Annotated in this window: 16 protein-coding genes and 1 pseudogene; 10 read left to right on the forward strand and 7 right to left on the reverse strand. The window is 61.0% G+C overall.

What is annotated here, in order from left to right; all coding sequences use genetic code 11:
• Positions 1 to 655: pseudogene (locus tag HMPREF1022_RS18045) on the reverse strand (IS5 family transposase); the annotation flags it as partial.
• An 826-nt stretch (positions 656 to 1,481) separates the two neighbouring features.
• On the opposite strand from HMPREF1022_RS18045, the gene HMPREF1022_RS06635 reads away from it, so the two are divergent.
• Positions 1,482 to 2,078: a DUF134 domain-containing protein gene (locus HMPREF1022_RS06635; protein ID WP_009302434.1), complete on the forward strand. Its 597-nt coding sequence runs from the start codon at positions 1,482 to 1,484 to the stop codon at positions 2,076 to 2,078.
• On the forward strand, positions 2,075 to 2,752 hold the full coding sequence (locus HMPREF1022_RS06640) for a hypothetical protein (protein ID WP_008684818.1): 678 nt from the start codon (positions 2,075 to 2,077) through the stop codon (positions 2,750 to 2,752). Before HMPREF1022_RS06635 ends, HMPREF1022_RS06640 begins: the two co-directional genes overlap by 4 nt.
• Before the next feature lie 528 nt (positions 2,753 to 3,280).
• On the opposite strand, the gene HMPREF1022_RS06650 is transcribed toward HMPREF1022_RS06640, so the two are convergent.
• Genes HMPREF1022_RS06650 through lysA form a run of 3 tightly spaced genes read right to left on the reverse strand, consistent with a single transcriptional unit; the run spans position 3,281 to position 6,938 of the window.
• Positions 3,281 to 4,174 carry a DUF2156 domain-containing protein gene (locus HMPREF1022_RS06650; protein WP_009302436.1) on the reverse strand — a complete coding sequence of 298 codons (894 nt, stop codon included), beginning with the start codon at positions 4,172 to 4,174 and terminating at the stop codon, positions 3,281 to 3,283.
• A gap of 56 nt (positions 4,175 to 4,230) precedes the next feature.
• Entirely contained in the window at positions 4,231 to 5,619 is a 1,389-nt protein-coding gene (locus tag HMPREF1022_RS06655; RefSeq protein WP_009302438.1) for an MATE family efflux transporter, read from the reverse strand.
• Between the two features lie 38 nt (positions 5,620 to 5,657).
• On the reverse strand, positions 5,658 to 6,938 hold the full coding sequence (gene lysA, locus HMPREF1022_RS06660; RefSeq protein WP_008684815.1) for a diaminopimelate decarboxylase: 1,281 nt from the start codon (positions 6,936 to 6,938) through the stop codon (positions 5,658 to 5,660).
• A 958-nt stretch (positions 6,939 to 7,896) separates the two neighbouring features.
• Here lysA and HMPREF1022_RS06665 point away from each other — a divergent pair.
• Positions 7,897 to 8,319: an FKBP-type peptidyl-prolyl cis-trans isomerase gene (locus HMPREF1022_RS06665; RefSeq protein ID WP_009302441.1), complete on the forward strand. Its 423-nt coding sequence runs from the start codon at positions 7,897 to 7,899 to the stop codon at positions 8,317 to 8,319.
• Positions 8,320 to 8,351: 32 nt separating this feature from the next.
• On the forward strand, positions 8,352 to 10,544 hold the full coding sequence (locus tag HMPREF1022_RS06670; protein ID WP_009302443.1) for a glutamine synthetase III family protein: 2,193 nt from the start codon (positions 8,352 to 8,354) through the stop codon (positions 10,542 to 10,544).
• A gap of 254 nt (positions 10,545 to 10,798) precedes the next feature.
• Here HMPREF1022_RS06670 and HMPREF1022_RS18505 read toward each other — a convergent pair whose 3' ends face one another.
• Complete coding sequence (locus HMPREF1022_RS18505) at positions 10,799 to 10,999, reverse strand: hypothetical protein (protein WP_009302445.1); 201 nt, start codon at positions 10,997 to 10,999, stop codon at positions 10,799 to 10,801.
• 1,116 nt (positions 11,000 to 12,115) lie between these two features.
• Here HMPREF1022_RS18505 and HMPREF1022_RS06680 point away from each other — a divergent pair.
• From HMPREF1022_RS06680 to trpA, 6 genes are read left to right on the forward strand one after another with little or no spacing between them, the layout of a single operon-like run.
• A complete protein-coding gene (locus HMPREF1022_RS06680) occupies positions 12,116 to 13,570 on the forward strand; it encodes an anthranilate synthase component I family protein (protein WP_009302449.1) in 1,455 nt (484 codons plus the stop codon).
• A complete protein-coding gene (trpD, locus tag HMPREF1022_RS06685; RefSeq protein WP_009302451.1) occupies positions 13,551 to 15,143 on the forward strand; it encodes an anthranilate phosphoribosyltransferase in 1,593 nt (530 codons plus the stop codon). The genes HMPREF1022_RS06680 and trpD overlap by 20 nt, the downstream gene beginning before the upstream one ends.
• The gene (locus tag HMPREF1022_RS06690; RefSeq protein ID WP_009302453.1) at positions 15,133 to 16,023 is read left to right on the forward strand and encodes an indole-3-glycerol phosphate synthase TrpC; all 891 of its coding nucleotides are present in this window, start codon (positions 15,133 to 15,135) and stop codon (positions 16,021 to 16,023) included. The genes trpD and HMPREF1022_RS06690 overlap by 11 nt, the downstream gene beginning before the upstream one ends.
• Positions 16,013 to 16,642, forward strand: a complete 630-nt coding sequence (locus tag HMPREF1022_RS06695; protein ID WP_008684805.1) for a phosphoribosylanthranilate isomerase — start codon at positions 16,013 to 16,015, stop codon at positions 16,640 to 16,642. Before HMPREF1022_RS06690 ends, HMPREF1022_RS06695 begins: the two co-directional genes overlap by 11 nt.
• A gap of 1 nt (position 16,643) precedes the next feature.
• Positions 16,644 to 17,822, forward strand: a complete 1,179-nt coding sequence (gene trpB / locus HMPREF1022_RS06700) for a tryptophan synthase subunit beta (protein ID WP_008684804.1) — start codon at positions 16,644 to 16,646, stop codon at positions 17,820 to 17,822.
• A gap of 2 nt (positions 17,823 to 17,824) precedes the next feature.
• Positions 17,825 to 18,592, forward strand: coding sequence for a tryptophan synthase subunit alpha (trpA, locus tag HMPREF1022_RS06705; RefSeq protein ID WP_008684803.1), 768 nt, complete (start codon positions 17,825 to 17,827; stop codon positions 18,590 to 18,592).
• A gap of 346 nt (positions 18,593 to 18,938) precedes the next feature.
• Here the strand turns inward: trpA and HMPREF1022_RS06710 are convergent, their stop codons facing one another.
• Both HMPREF1022_RS06710 and HMPREF1022_RS06715 read right to left on the reverse strand, forming a co-directional pair.
• Positions 18,939 to 19,274: a hypothetical protein gene (locus HMPREF1022_RS06710; RefSeq protein WP_008684802.1), complete on the reverse strand. Its 336-nt coding sequence runs from the start codon at positions 19,272 to 19,274 to the stop codon at positions 18,939 to 18,941.
• A 519-nt stretch (positions 19,275 to 19,793) separates the two neighbouring features.
• Positions 19,794 to 22,329 (reverse strand): hemagglutinin repeat-containing protein (locus tag HMPREF1022_RS06715; RefSeq protein ID WP_009302460.1); only part of this gene is annotated, 2,536 nt, incomplete at its 5' end.

The raw sequence follows: 22,329 nt of genomic DNA on the forward strand, positions 1-22,329 counted from the left end.
CTGAAAAGCCGTTCTACCTCATTACGTCTTTTGTATAGCTCTTTGTCATACTCCCACGGTTTCAGTCGGTTGGGATTGGGCGGCACCACCGGAGTGAAGCCCAACTCACGTCCCAAGCGAGTCGTTTCATTACCCTCATATGCGCCATCCATAAGCAAGCTGCACGGCGCTGGCATCGGCCCCAACTGGACAAGCAGCCTGCGCCCCTCGGGGGCATCGCCGGCGTTGCCGGGAGTGAGGCTGAAATTCAACGCGCATTCAGCATTCGCGGCAACCATATGAAGCTTGGTCGTCCAGCCGCCTCTGGACTTTCCGATGGACTGCGGACCTGTTTTTTTAAGGCCCCTGTTCCATCGGGATGAACCTTAACAATAGTACTGTCGAGAGAAACTGCTTCTATTTTAAGGCGGAGTATCTGCTCTTGTTGAAGGCGTTCAAATATGCGGTCAAGAACTCCGTTCTTGCTCCAGCGGTTCATGCGCGTGTAGATGCTGTGCCAACAGCCAAAATTTTTTGGCAGTCCACGCCATCTACACCCATGCTCCGCAACGTACAGAATCGCATTCAACACCTGGAGATTGTCAAAATGGACATTACCTCTTTGGCGCGGGAAGCAGTCAGCGATTCTCTCATATTGTTCGCGAGTAATTTGCATAAGACATTCTTACGGAATACTCGCTCTTTGTCAAATAGTGTTAACAGACCATAGGGGCTTATGCATTTCAAGGGCGAACATATAACTTCGCGTGATTGCGTGTTGCATCTAAAAAGAGGGGCGGCCGCCGGGGGGACCGGCGGCCGCAAAGAGGGAGGATGTTCTGATGGTTAGAATTGTTCTATTCAGTGGAGGAGGTTTTTCGGGGGTTCCGCGCCATCCCTGATGGGGGCTGGGAGCGGCACGGAAAATCTGTTTTATCTTTTCGTATATATTTAACCGCCAGTCGGCAGATATTTTCTTTTGTTAACCAGTGCCCGATATTTCGTGCACCATGTCTTGAATATAGCAATGCTCGTGCCAAAGCTGGATAAAATAGGTAATATATTATAATTCAAGAGAATTTTATTCTTCTCGCGGAGTGGAGCCTTGGATGACAGTGTCTATCTTTTATACATACGTACTCCAGGCTTGTATAAAATTTGCACAGGCAACTCTATTTCACACAGAGTGCGGCTGGCGAGCAAAGTCTATGCCCGCACGGTGGAAAGTAGACCGCGATGGGAGGGGCGTTTCAGATATCCATGCGTCAGTGATCGGAGAAAGCGGAAAAGCGAGGCAGGCCATGAATCCTCCGTATTCGGTCCTTGGCCGGGGGCCGGATGCAATCAAGGTCCAGCGCTCTGAATCTCCGTGCTAAGCGGCGGAAAACAGCCTAATCCGTCCAGACGAAGCGTTTTCGGTCGATCCCTTGACAGGGGAAGGGGTGCTGCCTATATATGAAATATATTTCAAAACAAAACCGCATTGCCGCATGGAATAAAGAATGAGACCACAGAAAATCCGTATTATTGACGCCGTTCCCGGATGGCGGCGTTATCTGCCCGAAGGCCGCCCGAACGCGGCGGAAATAGTGGTGAGTCTTGATATGTTCGAGGCCATGCGCCTGGTAGACGCCGAGGGGCTGCCGCAGGACGCGGCGGCGCGCAGTATGGGGATTTCCACGCCGACCCTCTGTCGTCTGCTGGGCGAGGCCAGGCGGCGTATAGCCATGGCTCTGCGCGACGGCTGGGCTCTGCGCTGTGACGGCGGCAATGTGACGGTGCGCCCCTGCGGGCAACTCTGGTCCGGTGGGCCACACGGTCACGGACGCCATGGGCGCGGGCAGGGGGGACCGGGTTCCGTCGCGGTGCTGGGCCGGGATGCGGCTCTTGCCGTGGAACACGATAGCATGCCGGACCCCTGCGCGACGGAGATGGGGATCACGGACGGCCGGGACGGGGCCGACTCCTGTGTACGCCCCGAGCATACCGGACGGCGGCGCGGGCACGACAGTGGCCGGGGGCACGGCGCGGGACGTGCGGGAACCGGTTCGGAACAGGGAGTGCGAAGCCGCCGTGACGCCATGGAGGACATACAATGATGGGCAAAATGGGTTTGGGGCTGTTGGGTTTTGTGGGCAAGAGCCTGTTGAGCGGCGGCGGAGCGGCCGGGTCGGTGCTGTCGGCCGTGGGCAAAAAGTGTGCGGGCGGTGCCGGCAAGGGAGGCGGCGGCTCTTCCGTGCTTTCCCTGCTGGGCGGTAAGTCCGGCGGCGGTCAGGGATGCGGCGGAGGCCGTGGCGGGCAGGGCGGCAAGGGACGCGGCCGCAACCAGAACGCAGCCCCCCTGGAAGAGGCTTTTGCCGCCTTGCTGGACAAAGACCGGGCTGCAACCGGAGCGCGGCTGGAAACCGCCTCCCGCCCGGAGCTTGCGCCGTTCACCCCCAGTGCTGATCAAATCAGCGACGTGCGCGCCGAGGAAGCTTCCGTTGCCGGAGAAGGCCCGCTTGACGCCCGACGTGAAGCGGCACTGGAGGCGCTCATGCGGCATATCGCAAGCTTTACGGACGGGCGCGTGCGCCTACGGCACGAAGCCTTCAAGGAACAGGCCATTCATGCGGCCTTGCGCCAGGCCCTGGAGCAAACGGGGCAGTTTACTGCGGTGGAATTCAAGGCGGCCACCGGCTCGGTACTTTTGCGCTATGACGCCGGACGTCTGAGCCGCGCCGATTTTTTGGAAGCGGCCATGCCGCTGGGGCTTTTCCTGGCGACGTGCTGAGGCTGTGAGCCCCTGCCGGGAGGCAGTATGCCCATCCCGGCTTTTCTTGAACAAGAATATGAAATATATTCCAAAAAGGAGCAATCTCGTGGAAGAACACATGGAAACCAAGCTGAATGGGAATGGCTGTGGACAGGCTGCGGATGAACTGACGGGACATCAGCGGCACGGCAAGCGACATGGCCGGACCGACGTCCGGAAATGCGGGCGCGTGCATGAGCGGCAACACGGCCCGGATGACAAGCGGGAAAGCGGTTGCGGACACGCGGCCGGGCATGGGCAGAAGAAGGCCCCGGGCAACGGCAATGCCCACGGTCATCAGGGCGGCCACGCCTGCAACGGCGGCCCTGGCCGCGACCTTCCGGATCAATGGGCGCGGCCCCGTACGGCAGGCATGAGTCCGGCCCACAGAGGCGGGATGCGGGGCCACTGCCATTGCCGCGGACCGGCCCGCAGGCAGGGGTAAGGCAAAGCCCCGCGTCGTACGACGCGGGGCTTTGCCTTACGGACGTATAGCGTTCCGGCCTGTCAGGCCTTGCGTACGCGCACCTTGTATTTACGCAGAAAATCCGTGGGCATGTAGGTCATCTTAGCTTGGCGCAGCCCTTCCTCATCCAGATCCTGGGCCCGGTTGATATAGGTGAAGCCCGCGCCCGCATGCCGGGCGAATTCGCAGTTGATGGTCTGGTATACGCCCCGGAAGCCGTTGAGGCCTTTCTCGTAGTGCACGCCCAGGCTCAGTTCGTCCAGCTTTTCACCCACGCTGAAGGCTATCATCCGGCCATCCACATAGAGGGAGCCGCCGTGGAGCCCGCTGAACCTGTCCCAGTGCGAGAGCACGCGGTTGATGGCGTCATTTTCCGCCTGCAGCGACGGAGAATCCTCGCACTCGTGCCATTGGCACCAGTCATCCTGCACGGCCAGCACATCCTCCACCATGGCGTCGTCCAGCGGGCGGTAGTCCGGTTTGCCGTAGGCCTTGATATAGCTGTTGATATGATTTCTTTTCTTGTGGAAACGGTTGCCGGGCAGATCGGCCAGTTCCTCCTGCTTGTAGAGATACTCCCACTGGCCGCGATCTTCTTCGGGGTCCACCAGGCCGGGCAGGGCCTCTTGCCAGAGGCGCAGCAGTTCCTCGGGCACGCGCACGAAATCATGCGCCGCCTCGCTGAACGCGGCGGGCAGGACGCGGTTCCAGTCCACGGCGCTCCAGTCGCCCACCGGAGCCCAGCAGACCAGCCGGGGACGGGTCTGGCGAATCCAGCAGAGCGCGTCGTCAAAGCACCATTCCAGGCCGTAATATTCCTGCCAGCCCCAGAGATTGGGCAGGGTGTAGTCCAGGGAGCGGCGCGGCGTGCGCTGCCAGAGACTGTAAAAATCCCGGCTGCCGTCCAGGCTTACCGGCGTGAAATTCTTGTCCATGAAGATGTTCTCCTTTTCAGGCCCCGCCGCGTAAGCGGGCGACGGCGTCCGGCCCGTCAGGCGGGCTTGCGTTCCGTGTGGTGCTCCCGCCAGCGCCTCATGGCGAAACGCGCCCAGTCGCGGTAAAGCACCACATAGAGCATGATGCAGGTTTGCAGACATTGTGAAAACAGCATGGCCGCGAAAACCCCCGAGGCCCTGCCCCAGAGCAGGTGCCCCAGCAGCCAGCCCAGGGGCAGGCGTACCAGCCAGAAGGTGCCGCCGTAGACCATCAGATTGTATTGGGTGGCCCCGGCGCCCACCATGATGCCGCCCATGACCGTGCTGGCGATGGAAAAGGGCGTGGAGATCAGGTTGTAGGTCAGATAACTGATGATCTGGGCCTGGGTGCCGGGTTCCTGGGAAAGCAGTTCCGCCAGCTCCCGGCGGAAGGGCCAGAGCAGGGCCGCCACCAGACTCATGGCCAGGGCGGCCAGGCCCACCAGATTCAGGGCCAGGCGTTTGGCTTCCTCCGGTTTGCCCGCGCCCAGGCTGTTGCCCACCAGCACGGCCACGGTCATGTTGAAGGCCATGCCCGGCAGAAAAAGCAGGGCTTCCACCCTGAGTCCGGCGGTCAGTCCGGCCAGGGCGTTGACGCTGTCCGTGGGCAGCGAGGCCACCAGCACGAACAGGGTGAGATAGCCGGATTGCCAGACGATCTGGGCCGCGCCCGCAGGCAGGGCCACCCGCAACAGATAGGGCAGACCGGACTTGAGCCAGCGCAACGTGGGCAGGGCTCGGCGTTGCAGATAGCCGGAGTTGGCCAGCAGCAGGCAGTTGCAGAGGGCCCCCAGGCATTGCGCGCCCAGGTTGGCCCAGACCAGGCCCATGTAGCCGAAGGCGGGCAGGCCGAACCAGCCCAGACCGAAGCCCAGGCAGGCCAGCAGGTTGACCACGCAGACCAGGGCGGCCACCCAGAGCGGCGGCAATACCTGGCGCGTGGCACGAAACATGACCCCGGTGGCGGAATAGATGTACTGGGCGGGCAGGGCCAACATGGTGACCTGCCAGAGTTCGCGGGCGATGGGCAGAATTCTTTCCGGCACCATGAGCAGGCGCAATATGCCGTCGCCGAAAAACCAGCCGCCCACGGCCACCAGCAGGCCCAGACCCAGGCTGCCAAGCACGGTGGTGCCCACATAACGCTGGGCGCGGCGCATTTTGCGCGCGCCCAGAGACTGGCTGACAGCGGCCGTGGCCCCGCTGGACACGGCCATGATCACCACCATCAGGAAAATGGCGCACTGGGTCACCATGCCCAGGGCGGCCTGCACGTCGGCGCTGATCTGCCCGGCCACCCAGACCGTGTTGAAGCCCATGAAGAACACAAGGTACATCATGAGCATCTGGGGCCAGGTCAGCCGCCAGATGGCGCGCGGAGAAGTGCTCAGATCAGGCGTGGGCATGCGAACCGCCCCTGCGTTCTGACGCGACGCCCGTCGAGCTACAGCAGGCCGTCAAGGCAACGGGCCAGATCTTCCAGGGTTTCGCGGCGGCGAATCAGGCGGGCCGTGCCGTCACTCTGGATCAGCACTTCGGCGGGGCGACGGCGCTGATTGTAATTGGAAGCCATGGTGAAGCCGTAGGCTCCGGCATCAAGAATGCCCAGCACGTCCCCTTCGCGCATGACCGGCAGCAGGCGGTCTTTGGCGAGAATATCGCCGCTTTCGCAGATATTGCCCACAATGGTCTGGCGCATGGGTTCGGCATCCGCCGCGCCCTTCTCGCCACGGTAGATCTCCACATCATGGAAGGAATCGTACATGGCCGGGCGCACCAGCACGTTGAAGCCCAGGTCCGTGCCCACATAGCGCTTGTCGCCGTTGTTTTTCACGGCATGGACCCGGCCCAGCAGCACGCCGCATTCGGCGGCCACATAGCGGCCCGGCTCCACCAGAAAGCGCCCCTTGTAACCGGCGCTGGCGGCCCAGCCGCTGATCATGGCATGCAGGCGACGGCCCAGATCGGCCATGTCCAGGCGCGCCTCGCCTTCATACTTGTGGTAGGGAATGCCGAAGCCGCCTCCGAAGTCGATGATTTCCAGTCTGTCCAGCGCGCCGTCGGGCAGGGTTTCGGCCAGATCCAGCAGCACCCGGGCCGCGTTCAGATAACCGTCGGGCTCCATGAACAGTGAGCCGATATGCTGATTGATGCCGGCCAGGGTCAGCTCATGCCTGGCGAGCAGGGCGAAGACTTCGTCCATTTTGTCCGGCGTGACGCCGAACTTGGTTTCCTTGCCCGCAGTGACCACCTTGGCGTGATGCCCGGCCCCGATGCCGGGATTGAAGCGCACCATGACCTTGCCGCCGCGATTGAGGCGGCCCAAGGTATCCAGCTGGGAAAGGGAGTCCACGCTGACCAGCAGGCCGTGCACCAGGGCGTTCTGCAATTCCGTGTCGGAATTGTTGTTGGAGATGTACAGGATTTCGGCGGGCGTAAAACCGGCCAGATCGTTCATGAACAGCTCGCCCGGGCTCATGGCGTCCACCACCAGGCCTTCTTCGCGGATCATCCGCAGCAGCACGGGGTTGGCGTTGGCCTTGATCGAATAGTTGACCCCGAAGCCGGGCTGGCCGGAAAGGGCCGTCAGGTCGCGGCAGCGCTGGCGCAGGACATTTTCATTGTAGACGTAGAGCGGCGTGCCGTAGGTCTCGGCCAACTCGCGGGGAGTGTGCCTGCCGTAGAAATGGAGGCTGTCGGTGTAAGCGGAGCGGATGTCGGACATGTGTACCTCGAAATAAGATTACTACGGCCTTCGCTCTGCAAAGGCCGATGTGTGCGTGTAAAACGCCGTTCCGGCTGGCGCCGGGCGGCGGCGTGTTTAATCCCTGCCCTGACGTCAATATGGCGTTAGGAACAGTTTTCAATTATCCTTGGCAAAGCCTTTGCTGTCAAGCCGGACACGCTCCGGAGCAGGGCCGTGTCCGCTTAGGGCAGACGCATCTAAAAAGTCTTTATTTCCCGATAGATCGGGGAACAAGCAGAAAAGAGGAGAAGCCACCTACGGCTAAAGCTCCTGCGTCGCAACGGCTGAAGCAGGATTTTTGCGTGCCGGCAAGGAAAACGGCACTTTTTGCGCGGAAACCGACCGAAAGGCGGCCCAAAGGGCCGTGCCCGTTGGCGAGCCGTGCGAGCCTTACGGGCATCAAGAGCAGGGCTGTACTCAAGTACATGAGCGGCAAAAAGCGCCGGATGACGCAGCCGGCACACAAAAGGCTGGTTTTGACGGACCATCACGGCAAATAAAAGGCCTGTAAAGTCTGTAATTAGATGCGTTTGCCCTGCGCGTCCGCCGAAGGCGCATTGACATCAGCACCGCGCCGTGTTTTGCTTTCTTTTTATGCGACTGGCGGTTTTCCCCTCCTGACCTCATTCGACGCCAGGCCGGAACACGCCCCCACCTCACTAAAAATAAAGGAAGCACTGATTAATGAGGATTTTTGTTCTCTGCCAAGGGCGCTAGCCGTTGCCGCGCCGGCAGCTTGCTTTATTCGTACGGCTCACAAGTTCGCCTACGACTAAAGTTCCTGCGTCGCAACGGCTAAAGCAAGGTGAGCTGCGGGCGGAGGGGGGGATATCCAAACCCGACCTTCGTACAGAGTGAGCCTGACGCGGGCAGAGGGCAAAAAGACCATTTCAGTGCTTCCTAAACAGCCCGCCACGCGGGTTTCAGGGAGTTCTCCATGTCCATTAAAAAAGGCGACACGGTGCGTGTGCACTACACCGGTACACTGGCTGACGGCACGGTTTTCGATTCCTCCAGGGAGCGCGACCCCCTGGAATTCACCCTGGGCAAGGGCATGCTGATCCCGGGTTTCGAGGCCGCTGTGGAAGGCCATGAAGCCGGGGAAACCGTCACCGTGACCATTCCGCCTGACCAGGCTTACGGCGACGCCGACCCTGAACTGGTCTTCACCGTGGCCCGCGCCCAGGTGCCGTCGCACATTCCCCTGGAAGCGGGCGTGCCCTTGCAGCTTTCCAACGAGCAGGGCCAGATGGACGTGACCATCACTGAAGTGGGCGCGGATGAAATCACGCTTGACGCCAACCACCCGCTGGCGGGCAAGGAATTGACCTTCGAGATTGAGATCGTCGAGGTAAAGTAAGCCGTTTTCGCCTTGACTTGCGAGGAGCACGCATGAGCAGCAATACCGCCCGTCACAGCGCCATCCAGGCCATTACCACCTACAAGCCGGACGCGGCTCCGCTCAATTTCGCGGACACCAGACCCACGGACATTTTCGGCAGCAATGTCTTCAATGACCGCGTCATGCGCGAGCGCCTGCCCAAAGACGTGTACAAGTCGCTGCACAAGACCATTGCCTTCGGCGAACGCATGGATCCCTCCATTGCCGACACCGTGGCAGCGGTGATGAAAGACTGGGCCATTGAAAAAGGGGCCACCCATTTCACGCACGTCTTTTATCCGCTTACCGGCCAGACCGCCGAAAAGCATGACAGCTTCCTGATGCCCGACGGCACGGGCGGCGTGATTGCCGAGTTTTCCGGCTCCATGCTGATCCGGGGCGAACCCGACGCCTCCTCCTTCCCCTCCGGGGGGCTGCGCTCCACTTTTGAGGCGCGCGGCTACACGGCCTGGGATGTGACCAGCCCGGCCTACATCATGGAAAATCCCAACGGCACCTTTCTGTGCATCCCGACCATGTTCCTGTCCTGGACGGGCGTGGCCCTGGACAAAAAGACGCCGCTGCTGCGCTCCGGCCAGGCCCTGAACCGCGAGGCCCAGCGGGTGCTGGCCCTGTTCAACATCCATACGGATCTACCGGTGATTTCCTATGCCGGTCTGGAGCAGGAATATTTTCTCATCGACCACAACTTCAACTTCGCCCGCCCCGATCTGCAAATCGCCGGGCGTTCGCTGTTCGGCGCGCGCCCGGCCAAGGGGCAGGAATTCAGCGACCAGTATTTCGGGGTCATTCCGCAGCGCGTCCTGTCCTGCATGATGGAAGTGGAGCGCGAACTCTACAAGCTGGGCGTGCCCGTGCGCACCCGCCACAACGAGGCGGCCCCCAGCCAGTACGAGATCGCGCCGCTCTACGAGCCCAGCAACCTGGCCGTGGACCACAACCACATCATCATGGCCACCCTGCGCAACGTGGCCAAGCGCTACGGCCTGAAATGCCTGCTGCACGAAAAACCCTTCAGCGGCATCAACGGCTCGGGCAAGCACGTCAATTATTCCATCGGCAACGCGGAGCTGGGCACGCTTTTTGATCCCGGCGAAACCCCGCACGCCAATGCCAAGTTCCTGGTTTTCTGCGCGGCCATGATCCGCGCCGTGCATAAGTTCGGCGGCCTGTTGCGGGCCACTGTGGCCAGCGCCGGCAACGATCACCGTTTGGGCGCGCATGAGGCCCCTCCGGCCATCATGTCCATCTTTTTGGGCGATCAGCTCACCGAGGTCTTTGAGGCTTTCCGGGCCGGACGCATAGGTGACGCGGCCAACGGCAAAAGCGGACGGGTCATGAATGTGGGGGTGGATACCCTGCCGCCCCTGCCCACGGACCCCGGCGACCGCAACCGCACCAGCCCCGTGGCCTTTACCGGCAACCGCTTTGAATTTCGGGCCGTGGGCTCCAGCCAGTCCGCCGCCGGTTCCATCACCGCGCTCAACGCCATGATGGCCGATTCCCTGGGCTTCGCCGCCGACTGGCTGGAACGGGAAATCAAGTCCGGCACGGCTTTCAATGCCGCCGTGGAATCCTTTATCAGCCACGTCATTGAGGAACACAGCGCCGTGATCTTCAACGGCGACGGCTATTCGGAAGTCTGGCACAACGAGGCCCGGCGGCGCGGTCTGCCCGACCTGCGCAACACGCCCGAGGCCCTGCCGGAACTCACCCGGCCCGAGGTCATTGCCCTGTACGAAGGGCAGGGCGTGCTGAACCGGGCCGAGCTCAAGGCCCGCCAGGACATCTATCTGGAGCAGTACTGCAAGACCGTGCGTACCGAGGCCAATCTGGCCATCCGCATGGCCCGCACCATCATTTTCCCGGCGGGCATGCGCTACCAGGGCGAACTGGCGGGCACGGCCGCGCAGATGCAGGCCATCGGCAAGGATTACAAAACCATGACCCTGGACGAGGTCACCGCGCATCTGCGCGGCCTGCAGACGGCCACGGCCCGGCTGGAGGACGTGCTGGCCGACGTGGGCCAACTGGGCGAAAGCCTGGACGCCGCCCAGCGCTACTGTGAAGAGGTGCTGCCTCTCATGAAAGAGGTGCGTCACTATGCGGACCTGCTGGAAACCCGCGTGGCCGACGATTTGTGGGCTTTGCCCAACTACCAGGAAATTCTGTTCGGCAAATAGCGGGCGTCCATGCCCTGAGTAGAGCGGTTCACGCATGAAATGCGTCACTGCACCAGCTGCGGAATAAAGAATAGAGCGTTTTGATATTGAAAATATCTCAACGTGAATTTACTTCGCCGTTAAGCGATAATTTTAAGTGTAAACTGCTCTAGAAGGCGGCCCCGGAGATTTTCCGGGACCGCCTTTATCTTACGCGGTCGGAATCCGCCGCACATGCATCAAGTTATAATCGGCCAGGACGGAACCGGTTTGGCTCAACATCCCAGCGAACGCGACAGCAGTTCTCCAATCTGGTAAAGAGTGAAGTTGGTTATCTTGCTGTCGGCGTCATAGCCCTTCATAAGAAAGACCGTGGCGAAAAACTCGTTGTAAATGGCGTCCAGGGCGGCGGCGATATTCTCGGCCTTATACTGCTCAAGAAGCTCGCTTTTTTCCGTGAGGGCATACGGCGGCAAGTGGTACTGACAGTATTCTCCCGGCTTATGGCCGTGCCCGGTGAGTTTCGCGCCGTCTTCCGTTTTTGCTGAATCCTTTTCAATGCTCGCGTAACGGCAAAAGGCAGCATGGCTTCCGCCGTTTCCTGTCGCTTGCCGACCAGAGCGGTAATAGTGTCGATGGGGATGCCGATAGAATGAGGGGTTGGACCTGATATAAAAACTCTATGTAGTTAGTTGCGTCGGCATTTTTAAATGAGAAATGCCGGGACTCAACTACGCTACATGGAGCGCTGCTCTTATTTCCCCGAGGGGTTTTGTATTAGGAGCTATCGACCCGGCAATAATGCTGATATGGGTGCAAACCCAAAAAGAAACCCGGCATAAAGCCGGGCAGAGCACACCACTCCGTTGCCGTTTTGGGCGTCTATCGTTGCTGTCGGCATCCATAATGCGGCAAGCCGCAAACGGCTTCCGCCTCCCTCCGCGTCGCGCAATGCCATCCGCTGACGGTCGTTGAGAAGGAGATGTTCAGCCGCTGAATGTTGGTACGCGGCGATTTCGGGGCGCAGCGAGCCACGCGAGCAAGACCTGTGGGACGCCGCGTTCAAGCATTACAATGCCCAGCGGGGGCAGGGGCTTGTAGGGGGTCTGGGGGCAGCTTCGCCCCCGGCCCCCTGCCGCGCGCCTCGAGCTTTAGCCGTAGGCGAGCTTGCGAGCCGTACGGATAAAGACAGCAACGATAACGATAGGCGGCCCAGACGCCGGAAGGCATAAAGTCTACTTGCCGAAGGGCACACAAAACCTCATCCATGCGACAAGCCCACTAAAATAATTACCGAGGAAGCGTTTGCCGGAATGCCCCTGATAAACATCGCCCGGTCTTGACAAGCTCCGGCACTTTGTGTAGAGCCTGAAAACACAACGGATTTTGAAAACAGCCAAGGATTTTGCGATGCACGCTTTCCCGACCACCTTCTTTGCTGACAGCTTTATGGGCTGGTGGTGGCGCATCAACATGCGGGGGGGAGACGTGCGGGCATAAGAGTTCCGTTCGTTCAGGTCAGCTATTGTGAGCGCCGTCTCCCCGTGAGACGGCGCTTTTTTTTGTTTCCACCACACACAAGGACAAGGAAGATGAAAGACACAGGGAATGCGCGGCCGCCGCTGAAAGTGCGGCAATCCGCACGCTGGCTGCCGGCGGATATGGACACGCCCATCAGCCTGTTTATGGGCATGGTGGGCGCGGGCAACGGCATCTTGCTGGAAAGCGCCGAAGTGGACGGACGCTGGGGCCGGTACAGCATTCTGGCCTGCGACATGGCCCTGTTCATCTCCTGCCGGGAGGGCAGACTGGCCCTGCGCGTGGAGGACCAGCGCTTCGCGCCGCTCGGTGACCTGGAGGGGCAGCCCTTTGTGGAAGGCCTGCGCGCGCTCATGCGTCGCCTGGAGATCACTCCGCCGGAAAACATCGCCGGTCTGCCGCCTATCACCCGTGCCCTGTACGGCTATCTGGGCTTCGGCATGGCCGGGCTGTTCAACGACAAGCTGGCCTCCGTCATGCCCCCGGAAGAGGCGGACTGCCTGCTGGCCCTGCCCGGCACGGTGCTGGTTTTCGACCATCTCTACAATCGCCTCTGCCAGATCAGCCTGGGCGAGCATCGTCCCCTGCGCAGCGCCCATGAGGCGGTCGATCCCGCCGCCAACGGAAACAGCGGCACGGGGCTTGATCCGGACGCAATCAGCGCGGAACCCGGCGAGGCGGGCTACAAGGCCTATGTGGAGCGGATCAGGGAGATGCTGCGCCGGGGCGAAGCCATTCAGGTCGTGCCGTCGGTGCGGTTTTCCACGTCTTTCGCGGGCAATCCCTTTGAGCTTTACCGGCGCATGCGCCGCTTCAATGCCTCTCCCTACATGTTTTACATGCGCTTCCCGGATCTGACCCTGTTCGGCTCCTCGCCGGAGGTCATGGTCCGCTGCACGGAAGGGCGTTTGCAGCTCTCGCCCATCGCGGGCACACGGCGGCGGGGCAGGGACGATCTGGAAGACGCCCGGCTGGCCGCCGAATTGCGCGACGACCCCAAGGAGCGGGCCGAGCATGTCATGCTGGTGGATCTGGGCCGCAACGACCTGGGCCGCGTGGCCCGGCCGGGCAGCGTCAATCTGGAACGCTACATGGAAGTGGAACGCTACTCCCACGTCATGCACCTGACCAGCCGGGTCACGGCGCGTCTGGCCGACGGACTGGACGCTTTGGACGTGCTGGCCGCTTCCTTTCCGGCGGGCACGGTTTCCGGCGCGCCCAAGGTGCGGGCCATGGAAATCATCCGCACACTGGAAGGCCGGGCGCGCGGGCCCTACGCGGGCTGCATCGGCTGGCTGGGCCTGGACCGGGGGAGCGTCAACCTGGACACGGGCATCACCATCCGCAGCATGTGGGTGCGCGACGGCAAGCTCTTCTGGCAGGCGGGCGGCGGCATTGTCCATGATTCCGACCCGGAACTGGAATGGAAGGAAGTGTGCAACAAATCAGCCATCATGCGCCTGGTCTTGCGGGCGGAGGACGAAGAATATGTTTCTGCTCATCGATAATTATGATTCCTTCACCTACAATCTGGTGCAGGCTTTTTACGCCCTGGGGCATACGCCGCGCGTGCTGCGCAACGATGACCCCGCCGTGCTGGAGGCGGCCTCGGACCCGGGGCTGAGCATGGTCTGCATCTCGCCGGGGCCGGGACATCCCGCCGACGCGGGCCTCTGCCCGGAATTCCTCAAGCGCGTCGATCCGCGCGTGCCGGTGCTCGGCGTCTGCCTGGGGCATCAGCTTCTGGGTCTGCACGCCGGGGCCGGAGTGGAAGTGGGCCCCTGCATCATGCACGGCAAACAGTCGGAAATCGTGCACGACGGCACGGGCCTGTTCAGCGGCCTGCCCAATCCCATGAAGGTGGGGCGCTATCACTCTCTGGTGGTCCGCGCCGACGAGGACGCTGCCAATCCCCGCTTCACGGTCACCGCGCGGGCCCCGGAAGGCGAGGTCATGGCCCTGCGCTACAATGACCGGCCCTGGGTCGGCGTGCAGTTTCATCCCGAATCCGTGCTCACGCCCGAGGGGCTGCGCCTGCTGGGCAATTTCCCGCGGGCCGTCCTGAGCAAGGATAACGAGGCCGCCAGCCTCACCGCCATACTGGAGTGCCTGGCCCGCAAGGAGGATCTCACGGCTGAAATGGCCGCCACGGGGTTTTCTTCGCTCATGGACGGCAAGATGAGTCCGGCCCAGGCGGGCAGCTTTCTCATGGGCCTGCGCATGAAGGGCGAAAGCGCCCTGGAGCTGGCCCACGCCACCCGCGCTGCCCTGGCCCGCGCCGTGCGGGTGGACGGCATTTCCGGTACGAGCATCGACGTGGTGGGCACGGGCGGCGACGGGCGCAATTCCTTTAATTGTTCCACAGCCACCTCCCTGGTGTTGGCGGGCATGGGCTACAAGGTGGTCAAGCACGGCAACCGGGCCGTGTCCTCCAAGTGCGGCAGCGCCGACGCGCTGGAAGCCCTGGGCATCGCCCTGGACGAAAATCCGGCTTCCGTGGCCGAAATGGTGCGGCGGCGCAATTTCGCTTTTCTCTTTGCCCCGCATTTCCATCCGGCTTTCAGGAACATCGGCCCGTTGCGCAAGGAACTGGGCGTTCGCACGCTCTTCAACATCCTGGGCCCCATGATCAACCCGGCCCGGCCCAGCCATCTGCTGATGGGCGTGGCCCGTCCGGAACTGGTGCCCCTGGTGGCGGAAACCCTGCTTCAGTCGCCGCTCTACCGGGCCGCCGTGGTCTGCGGCGCGGGCGGCTACGATGAGCTGACGCCCATGGGTCCGGCTGAAATCTCCCTGCTGCATAACGGCACAATCAGGCCTCTGGCCCTGGACCCGGCGGATTTCGGCATCCGCTCCTGCACGCCCGAGGATCTGGCCGTGCACAGCAAGGAGGAAGCCGTGGATGTGCTCAAGGAACTGCTGGAGGGCAACGGCTCCCGCGCCATGCTGGACATGGTGGCGCTGAACGTGGGCCTGGCCGTCTACCTGCTGGAGGAAAACATGGATATGGCCCTGTGTATGGCCCGCGCCCGCGAAGCGGTCAGCGCCGGTCTGGGCAGGAAGGTGCTGCATGCGGCTTGAACGTTTTCATCAGGCCAAGCAGGCCGAAGTGGCGGCCCTGCGGCTGGCGGCGGAGCGGGGGACCCTGCCCGAACCGCTGACGTCCCCCCGGCCGGATTTTGCAGCGGCTCTGAGCCTGCCCGCCTCGGGAGCTCCCCTGGCCGTGGTGGCCGAGTACAAGCGGGCCTCGCCTTCGCGCGGGGTCATCCGCGAGGATCTGGACGTGGAAGAGGTGGTCCGCCAGTACGCGGCGGCCGGGGCCGACGCCCTGTCCATCCTCACGGAAGAAATCTGGTTTCACGGCAGGCTGGATTTTCTGACGCGGGCGGCCGCGCCCGGCCTGTATCCGGCCGCGCCTCTGCCGCTGCTGCGCAAGGACTTTATCTTTGATTCCCTGCAGGTCCGGGCCACGGCGGCCACCCCGGCTTCAGCCCTGCTGCTTATCGTGCGGCTCACGCCAGAGGCCCGCCTGCTGCGGCAATTGCGGGAAGAGGCCGAAGGCTTCGGTCTGCACGCCGTGGTGGAAATCTTTGACGCGGCGGATCTGCGCCTGGCCCGCGAGAGCGGGGCGCGCATCATCCAGGTCAATGCCAGGGATCTGCAGACTTTTGCCGTGGACCGCGCGGCCTGCCTGTCTCTGGCCCGTTCCTGCCCGCCGGAAAACGGCGAAATCTGGGTGGCGGCCAGCGGCATCAGCCACGCGGAACATCTGGTCCAGGCCGCCGAAGCGGGCTACCAGGCCGCCCTGGTGGGTACGGCTCTGATGGAGAAGGGGAATCCCGGCGCGGCCCTGGCGGCCCTGTCGGACCGTCCCCTGTCCGGCGACAAACTGGGCCATTGTTCTGTGTCAGAGGCAGTGGACAGCGACGAACTTAGGGGAGAGAATAGTCATGCTGAGTAAAATCTGCGGCCTGACCCGTCAGGAGGATGTGGATGAAGCCGCGCGTCTGGGCGCGCGTTTCTGCGGTTTTATTTTTCACCCCAAAAGTCCGCGCTCCATCGCTCCGGAACAGGCCGCGCGCCTGCAAAGCGGCTCCATGCAGCGGGTGGGCGTGTTTGTGGAGCAGAACGCCGGTGAGATCGCGCGCATCATGCGCGAGGCCCGGCTGGATCTGGCCCAGCTGCACGGCGGACAGAGCGTGGCCTGCGCGCGGGACGTGGGCGCGGAGCGGGTCATCCGGGTGCTCTGGCCGGACCGCTACATGCATCGGGCCCTGCTGCACAATGAGCTGCAAAAGTATGCCGAAACCTGCGCCTGGTATCTGCTGGACGCGGGCCTGGCCGGGGGCGGCAGCGGCAGGCGTCTGGAATGGCAGGACCTGTACGGGCTCAGAGCTCCGCATCCCTGGCTGCTGGCCGGAGGGCTTAACGCGGACAATGTGGAACGGGCGTTGAAGCAGTGCGCGCCTGACGGCGTGGATTTCAATTCCGGCATCGAGGATGCGCCGGGCCGGAAAAATTTGCGGAAAATGGCGGCGGCCGTGAGAGCCGCGGCACAACCAAAGGCAACGGGTAAGTGAAATGAAAGACAGTTATTTCGGTGAATTCGGGGGCTGCTTTGTGCCCGAGCTGCTCATGCCGCCGCTGCTGGAAGTGGAAGCGGCCATGCGCGAGATCATGCCCACGCCCGAATTTCAGGCGGAGCTGGACGACCTTCTGCGCAATTACGCCGGTCGGGCCACGCCTCTGACCCTTTGCCCCACGCTTTCGGAGGAACTGGGTTTCAACCTCTGGCTCAAGCGCGAGGATTTGCTGCATACCGGCGCGCACAAGGTCAACAATACCCTGGGCCAGGCCCTGCTGGCGAAATACATGGGCAAGACGGCCCTGGTGGCGGAAACCGGCGCGGGCCAGCACGGCGTGGCCACGGCGGCGGCCGCCGCGCGTCTGGGCATGGATTGCGTCATCTACATGGGCGGCGAGGATGTGGAGCGTCAGTCCGCCAATGTCCGGCGCATGAAACTGCTGGGCGCCGAGGTGCACGCCGTGCAGAGCGGCACCCGCACGCTCAAGGACGCCATCAACGAGGCCCTGCGGGCCTGGATCGCCAGCCAGCAGACAACCCATTACTGTTTCGGCACGGCCGCCGGGCCGCACCCTTTCCCTACCCTGGTACGCAGGCTGCAAAGCGTCATCGGCCGGGAAACCCGCGCCCAGATGCTGGAAAAGACCGGCAGGCTGCCGGATGCCGTGGTGGCCTGCGTGGGCGGCGGCTCCAATGCCATCGGCATGTTTCATCCTTTCCTGGAGGATGCCGACGTGCGGCTTGTCGGCGTGGAGGCAGCGGGCACCGGCGAGACGGGCTGCTTCAATTCCGCGCCGCTGAACCTGGGCACGCCCGGCGTGCTGCACGGCAATTACAGCATGCTGTTGCAGAACAATGACGGCCAGATCGAGCCTTCGCACTCCATTTCCGCCGGTCTGGACTATCCCGGCGTGGGGCCGGAACACGCCTTCCTGCACAAAAGCGGCCGCGTGCATTACGGCATGGTCAAGGACGCCAACGCCCTGGCCGCCTTTTTGCGGCTCTGCCGGAGCGAGGGCATACTGCCCGCCCTGGAATCCTCGCACGCGCTGGCCTGGGTGCTGGACCATCCGCAGGAATTCACGCCCGGCAGCCACGTGGTGGTCAATCTCTCGGGCCGGGGCGACAAGGACATGGACATCATTCGCGCGGCGCTTGCCGAAAAAGAGGTATAGTCATGCATGTGCTTGAAGAAAAAATCCGCAAGGCCACGGCCGCCGGACGTCCGGCGCTGGTCCCCTTTCTGACCGCGGGCTTTCCCGACAGCGCCCGCTTCTGGCCCACGCTGATGGAACTGGATGAAAACGGCGCGGACGTCATTGAAATCGGCGTGCCCTTTTCCGATCCCGTGGCCGACGGCCCGGTGGTGGAGGAGGCCTCGCGCCGCGCCTTGAGCGACGGCGTCAACCTGCGCGACCTTCTGAAGGAGATGGCCCGGCGCAAGGGTCTGATCAAGGCGGGCGTGGTGCTTATGGGCTATCTCAATCCCTTTTTGCAGTATGGTCTGGAAGAACTGGGCCGCGACGCGGAAAAAGCCGGGGTGCACGGCCTGATCGTGCCGGACCTGCCGCATGAGGAGTCCGCGCCCATGCGGGCCGCGCTGGGCAAATACGGCATCGCCCTGATTCCTCTGGTGGGGCCCAATACCAGCGAGGAGCGCATGGCTCTCTATGCCGCCGAAGGCCAGGGCTATGTCTATGTGGTTTCGGTCATGGGCATAACGGGCGAACGCGGCGGCCTGGCTCCACAGGTGGCGGCCACCATGAAACGGGCGCGCAAGGTTTTTTCCCTGCCGCTGGCCTTGGGCTTCGGCCTGCGCGAGCCCTCGCAGCTTTCGGAACTGCCCACCGAGGCCTGGCCCGACGCCGTGGTCTTCGGCAGCGCTTTGCTGAAACACGTGGATGCCGGTGAAAGCGCGGCGGATTTCCTGGCCCGCTGGAAATAGGGGAGGGCTTTTGTGAGGCGTTGACGGACCCGGCCAGCCATTATGGCGGCCGGGTCCTAACAGCGGCCTGATGCTGGTGGAGGACAATGAAGCGGTTGGGTAAAAAGTGATTGTCGGCCTGCTTGCTCTTGAAGGCTTGCGACGGGTTGCGATTCAGCCTGTCCACTGGTCGGGATTATCACGCACAGTAATTTCTTCCTTTGCTGCCACCGTGGAAAAAGGTATTTTATATAAATATATTATTATATAAAAATAAACTTATGTTATGACCGCTTCCTGCAAAATTACCGCCCTCTACAAAATGAGCAAGGCCTCCCTTCGCCGGGAGGCCTTGCTCATTTGCGCACTATTTGTGGACCAACTCGCTGATCTTTTCTACAAGGCATTCCCTGATCTTCCCCTTGCTGTCCGTGGTAAAATTCAGCGCAATGGCAAAGCGTTCCGTAATCAACATGAACGTGTCGCCATAGTAGTAATAAATCTGGGCATAACGCATATCTCCATCTTGCAACTGTTTGACAGCGAAAGCTCTCTCTTTATCAAATGCCGGATCGGTTATGGCCGTGCCGACATCTTTTTGCCCCAGGCAACGTGAAATCTCCGTGGCCGCCTGTTCCGGGCTTATCTCACTCTGCGGCGCATCCTGTGGAGCCCAAGCCACAGCAAACAATTTATTGTCCACAGTCTTTCCGCCACATGCAGCAAGGAGACAGCAAAGTGCTATGCTGAAAAAAATTCTCATCTTTTTTCCCTGGATCATCTATATTAAACATATAGTTTCTTTCAAACTAAAACTTCAATACGCATACCCCATTGTCCTCTGTGCCTTACATCCATATACAACACCCTGTGAATTATATTTTATATTAAAGACTGCAATCCATGGAATATTATTTCCACCTCCATCGTCTAATTCATATTCATAATAATATGCACACATTGTTTTTCCATCTTCTATTGATTTACAAGTTTGTAGTTTTCTTCCATCCATATTATGGATTGAAAATCCGATATAATATCCATCCCGACAACGTTTCCATTCTGTAAGTGCCCGTATATCTCTTTCACCATACATACCTCTTGTTTCAGGAGGAAACCATATTTTTGCAAAATCTTGCTGGGTAACGCTTCCTATGCTGCGGCAACCGCAAAGCAAAGCAAAGCAAAGAAAAGCAAAATGGTGTCAAAAACATGCGCATGTCTAGCCTCCCTTGCCCTGCTGTTGCGGATTATTGCCAATAGGCGGCGTTGGTTGGGAAGGCTCCAACTGTTCCTTTTTTCCACTCAGTTTATCCCAAAGCTGGCTGAAAGAAGTTTTTAGGCCAGTAAAGGCATTCTGGACGTTCACCCACTGGTTCCCCAAAAAATTCTTGGGATCCTCCCACATTTCATTGGCATCCTTCAGGGCATAGGGAATGCCTTGCATGGCAATAACATCATCTACATAGGTGAAGGCTGCTTTGTAATTAATATTGGTCACGCTCTGGCTTTCACTGGTGGTCTTGTTCTGATCGCGGTTCAGTCCACCCAGAGATTGGCCGGGATTGTCACGCACAATGATTTCACCCTTGCCGATGGTGGCATAGGCGATCTGAGTTTTCTCCGTGCTCTGGTGGCTGTATGCACCAGGCGAGAACATGAGTTTTTCTTTTACCTTTTTCCAGCCACTTTGCAACGCATCTTGACCATTTAATATTCCATCTACCCATGCAAAATGCGGAATTTCTATCTTACCATCATTACTTTCTGAATTTTTTTGCGGATTCAAAGTTGCAGATCCATCTTCCTTTCCTACATCTTCAGATTGTCCATTCTTTTCATTCCACTTGAACTGGTTCACCCAATTGACCCCCCACGAGGTGTTGGACGAATTATCCACACCGTGGAGGTTCGCATAACTCAGGGTACCGGTATCCAACTTGAGGTTGTCATTAAGCGCGGCAATGATGGCGCCCGCCACATGGGTATTTTTTTCCGTGCGGATAGTTACGCTGTCCGTGCCCAGAATGGAGGACTGCTCCGTGACCCAACGCTTTTCGGCGCTGCCGTTGCCGACAGTGAGTCCGGCTTTGGGGGTGATGGATTTGGCCGCATCGACGGCATTGGAAAGGCCGGGCAGCTTCAGATCGGCCCCATAGCCAACAGTAGCCCCGGCGCTGACAGTAAACTGGCCGGACGAGCCTTCGCCGGTGTCCTGCTTGCTGGCCACTGTGAGATTGCGGCCCACGGTCATGTCCACGTCCTTGCCCGTAAGATTGCCCCCGGCCACAGTGGTGTCCTGACCGGAGACCGTCGTCAGCTTTTCCCCGGCGGTCACCTTGGCGTTGTGATAGAACGTTCCCTCATTGTCGCTCCAGCCCATGCCCAACTGGCCGTCGGCACTGAGACCAAAATCCGGGCCGTTTTTACTGACGGTGGCTTTCAGCCCCACGCTCGCGCCCCAGGAACTGTTCTGAGAGTCACTGTCCGCCGTGGAGACGGCGGCGTGGATATTCAGATCTCGCCCGGCGACCAAGGTCATCTCCTTGCCCGCCTGGGCCTGGGTGCCCTGCATGGTCAGGTCCTGCCCGGCGGTGAGGTTCATATCCTGTCCGGCGGCAAGTTCTGTCGGCACTGCTGTAGTGGCATGGCTTTCGCTGCTGCTCTGGCTGGCATTCACACCCAGCGTCAGACTGGCGGAAGCGCTGGAGTTGGTCAGAGTCTGGCCCACCCCGTTGACGGCCTTGAAGCCGCTCTGCGCCGAATCCAAAAGGCCGTTAGCCTCTACGGCGGTCTTGGCATTCTGGTAGACCTGCTGGGCGTTGCTGGTCAGATTCTGTTCCAGGGTCAGGCTCAGGCCCGCGCGCAGTGTTTTTTCATAGGCGCTGGCGCTGGCCGTGTCCGTGGCTTGGAGGAGGTTGATATCCTTGCCCGCGGCCATGTTCAAATCCTGGGCCGCAGCCAGCCGGGAACCGGACATGTTGACGTTCTGCCCGGCATTGACCGTGATGTTGTTATTGGCCGTGATCTGGCTGGCCGCATTTTGCGTGTTGGCCTTGGCGTTGCCCTTGGCCGTTTCCTGATAACCCATGAAGAAGCTGGTCTTGTCCAGGCCCAGGATGCCTTCCACGCCGAAGCCGGAGGCAAACTTCTCCTTGCTGTGGGAGGAGGTGTTGGCGCCGCCGAGAATGTTGGCATCCCGTCCGGCATTGATGGTCACGTTATTGCCCGCGTTGAGGCTGGAACCCACAATGGCCGCGTCGCGTGAGGCCGTGAGCGTGATGTCCTGTCCGGCGGCCAGTGCCGAGCCCTTGCTGGTGCTGCCCGCGCTTTGCTCCTTTTTGCCCTCGGTGCCGTAGAAGCTCGTAAAGGAGCCGCCCCCGCCCAGGCCGAAGCCGGTCTGCTTTTTGTGATACCAGGACGTGGACTGGTTTTTGCCGTCCACAACGGCCACGTCGCCGTCGCGGGCCGTGAGGTTGATATTGTCCACGGCGGCCAGGTTGGAGGCCGTGACGCTGACGCTCTTGCCTGCGTCCAGGGTGACATTCCGGCCGATGAGGTTGGATTCCACCTGAGTCACGGTGGCCTTACCTTCCTTTTTGGACGAGGAACTCAGTCCCAGCGCGCCGGTGGAGGATTTGGAATAACTGTAAAAGTAGGTGTCCTGGGCCGAGGCCACGTTGACGTTGCCGCTGGCGGCCACGGTAAGGTCCTTGCCGCTGACCAGATTGGAGCCCACCGACCGAGGCGTGGCCGGT

Origin of the sequence: Desulfovibrio sp. 6_1_46AFAA (assembly GCF_000224635.1) — a bacterium.
Lineage (GTDB): Bacteria > Desulfobacterota > Desulfovibrionia > Desulfovibrionales > Desulfovibrionaceae > Desulfovibrio > Desulfovibrio fairfieldensis.

Excerpts from the sequence above, each read along its gene's own strand:
- HMPREF1022_RS06635 (WP_009302434.1), top strand. The coding sequence starts at position 1,482 with ATGAGACCACAGAAAATCCGTATTATTGACGCCGTTCCCGGATGGCGG.
- HMPREF1022_RS06655 (WP_009302438.1), bottom strand. The coding sequence starts at position 5,619 with ATGCCCACGCCTGATCTGAGCACTTCTCCGCGCGCCATCTGGCGGCTG.
- trpD (WP_009302451.1), top strand. The coding sequence starts at position 13,551 with ATGTTTCTGCTCATCGATAATTATGATTCCTTCACCTACAATCTGGTG.
- HMPREF1022_RS06670 (WP_009302443.1), top strand. The coding sequence starts at position 8,352 with ATGAGCAGCAATACCGCCCGTCACAGCGCCATCCAGGCCATTACCACC.
- HMPREF1022_RS06680 (WP_009302449.1), top strand. The coding sequence starts at position 12,116 with ATGAAAGACACAGGGAATGCGCGGCCGCCGCTGAAAGTGCGGCAATCC.
- HMPREF1022_RS06665 (WP_009302441.1), top strand. The coding sequence starts at position 7,897 with ATGTCCATTAAAAAAGGCGACACGGTGCGTGTGCACTACACCGGTACA.
- trpA (WP_008684803.1), top strand. The coding sequence starts at position 17,825 with ATGCATGTGCTTGAAGAAAAAATCCGCAAGGCCACGGCCGCCGGACGT.
- HMPREF1022_RS06650 (WP_009302436.1), bottom strand. The coding sequence starts at position 4,174 with ATGGACAAGAATTTCACGCCGGTAAGCCTGGACGGCAGCCGGGATTTT.
- HMPREF1022_RS06690 (WP_009302453.1), top strand. The coding sequence starts at position 15,133 with ATGCGGCTTGAACGTTTTCATCAGGCCAAGCAGGCCGAAGTGGCGGCC.
- HMPREF1022_RS06640 (WP_008684818.1), top strand. The coding sequence starts at position 2,075 with ATGATGGGCAAAATGGGTTTGGGGCTGTTGGGTTTTGTGGGCAAGAGC.
- trpB (WP_008684804.1), top strand. The coding sequence starts at position 16,644 with ATGAAAGACAGTTATTTCGGTGAATTCGGGGGCTGCTTTGTGCCCGAG.
- lysA (WP_008684815.1), bottom strand. The coding sequence starts at position 6,938 with ATGTCCGACATCCGCTCCGCTTACACCGACAGCCTCCATTTCTACGGC.
- HMPREF1022_RS06695 (WP_008684805.1), top strand. The coding sequence starts at position 16,013 with ATGCTGAGTAAAATCTGCGGCCTGACCCGTCAGGAGGATGTGGATGAA.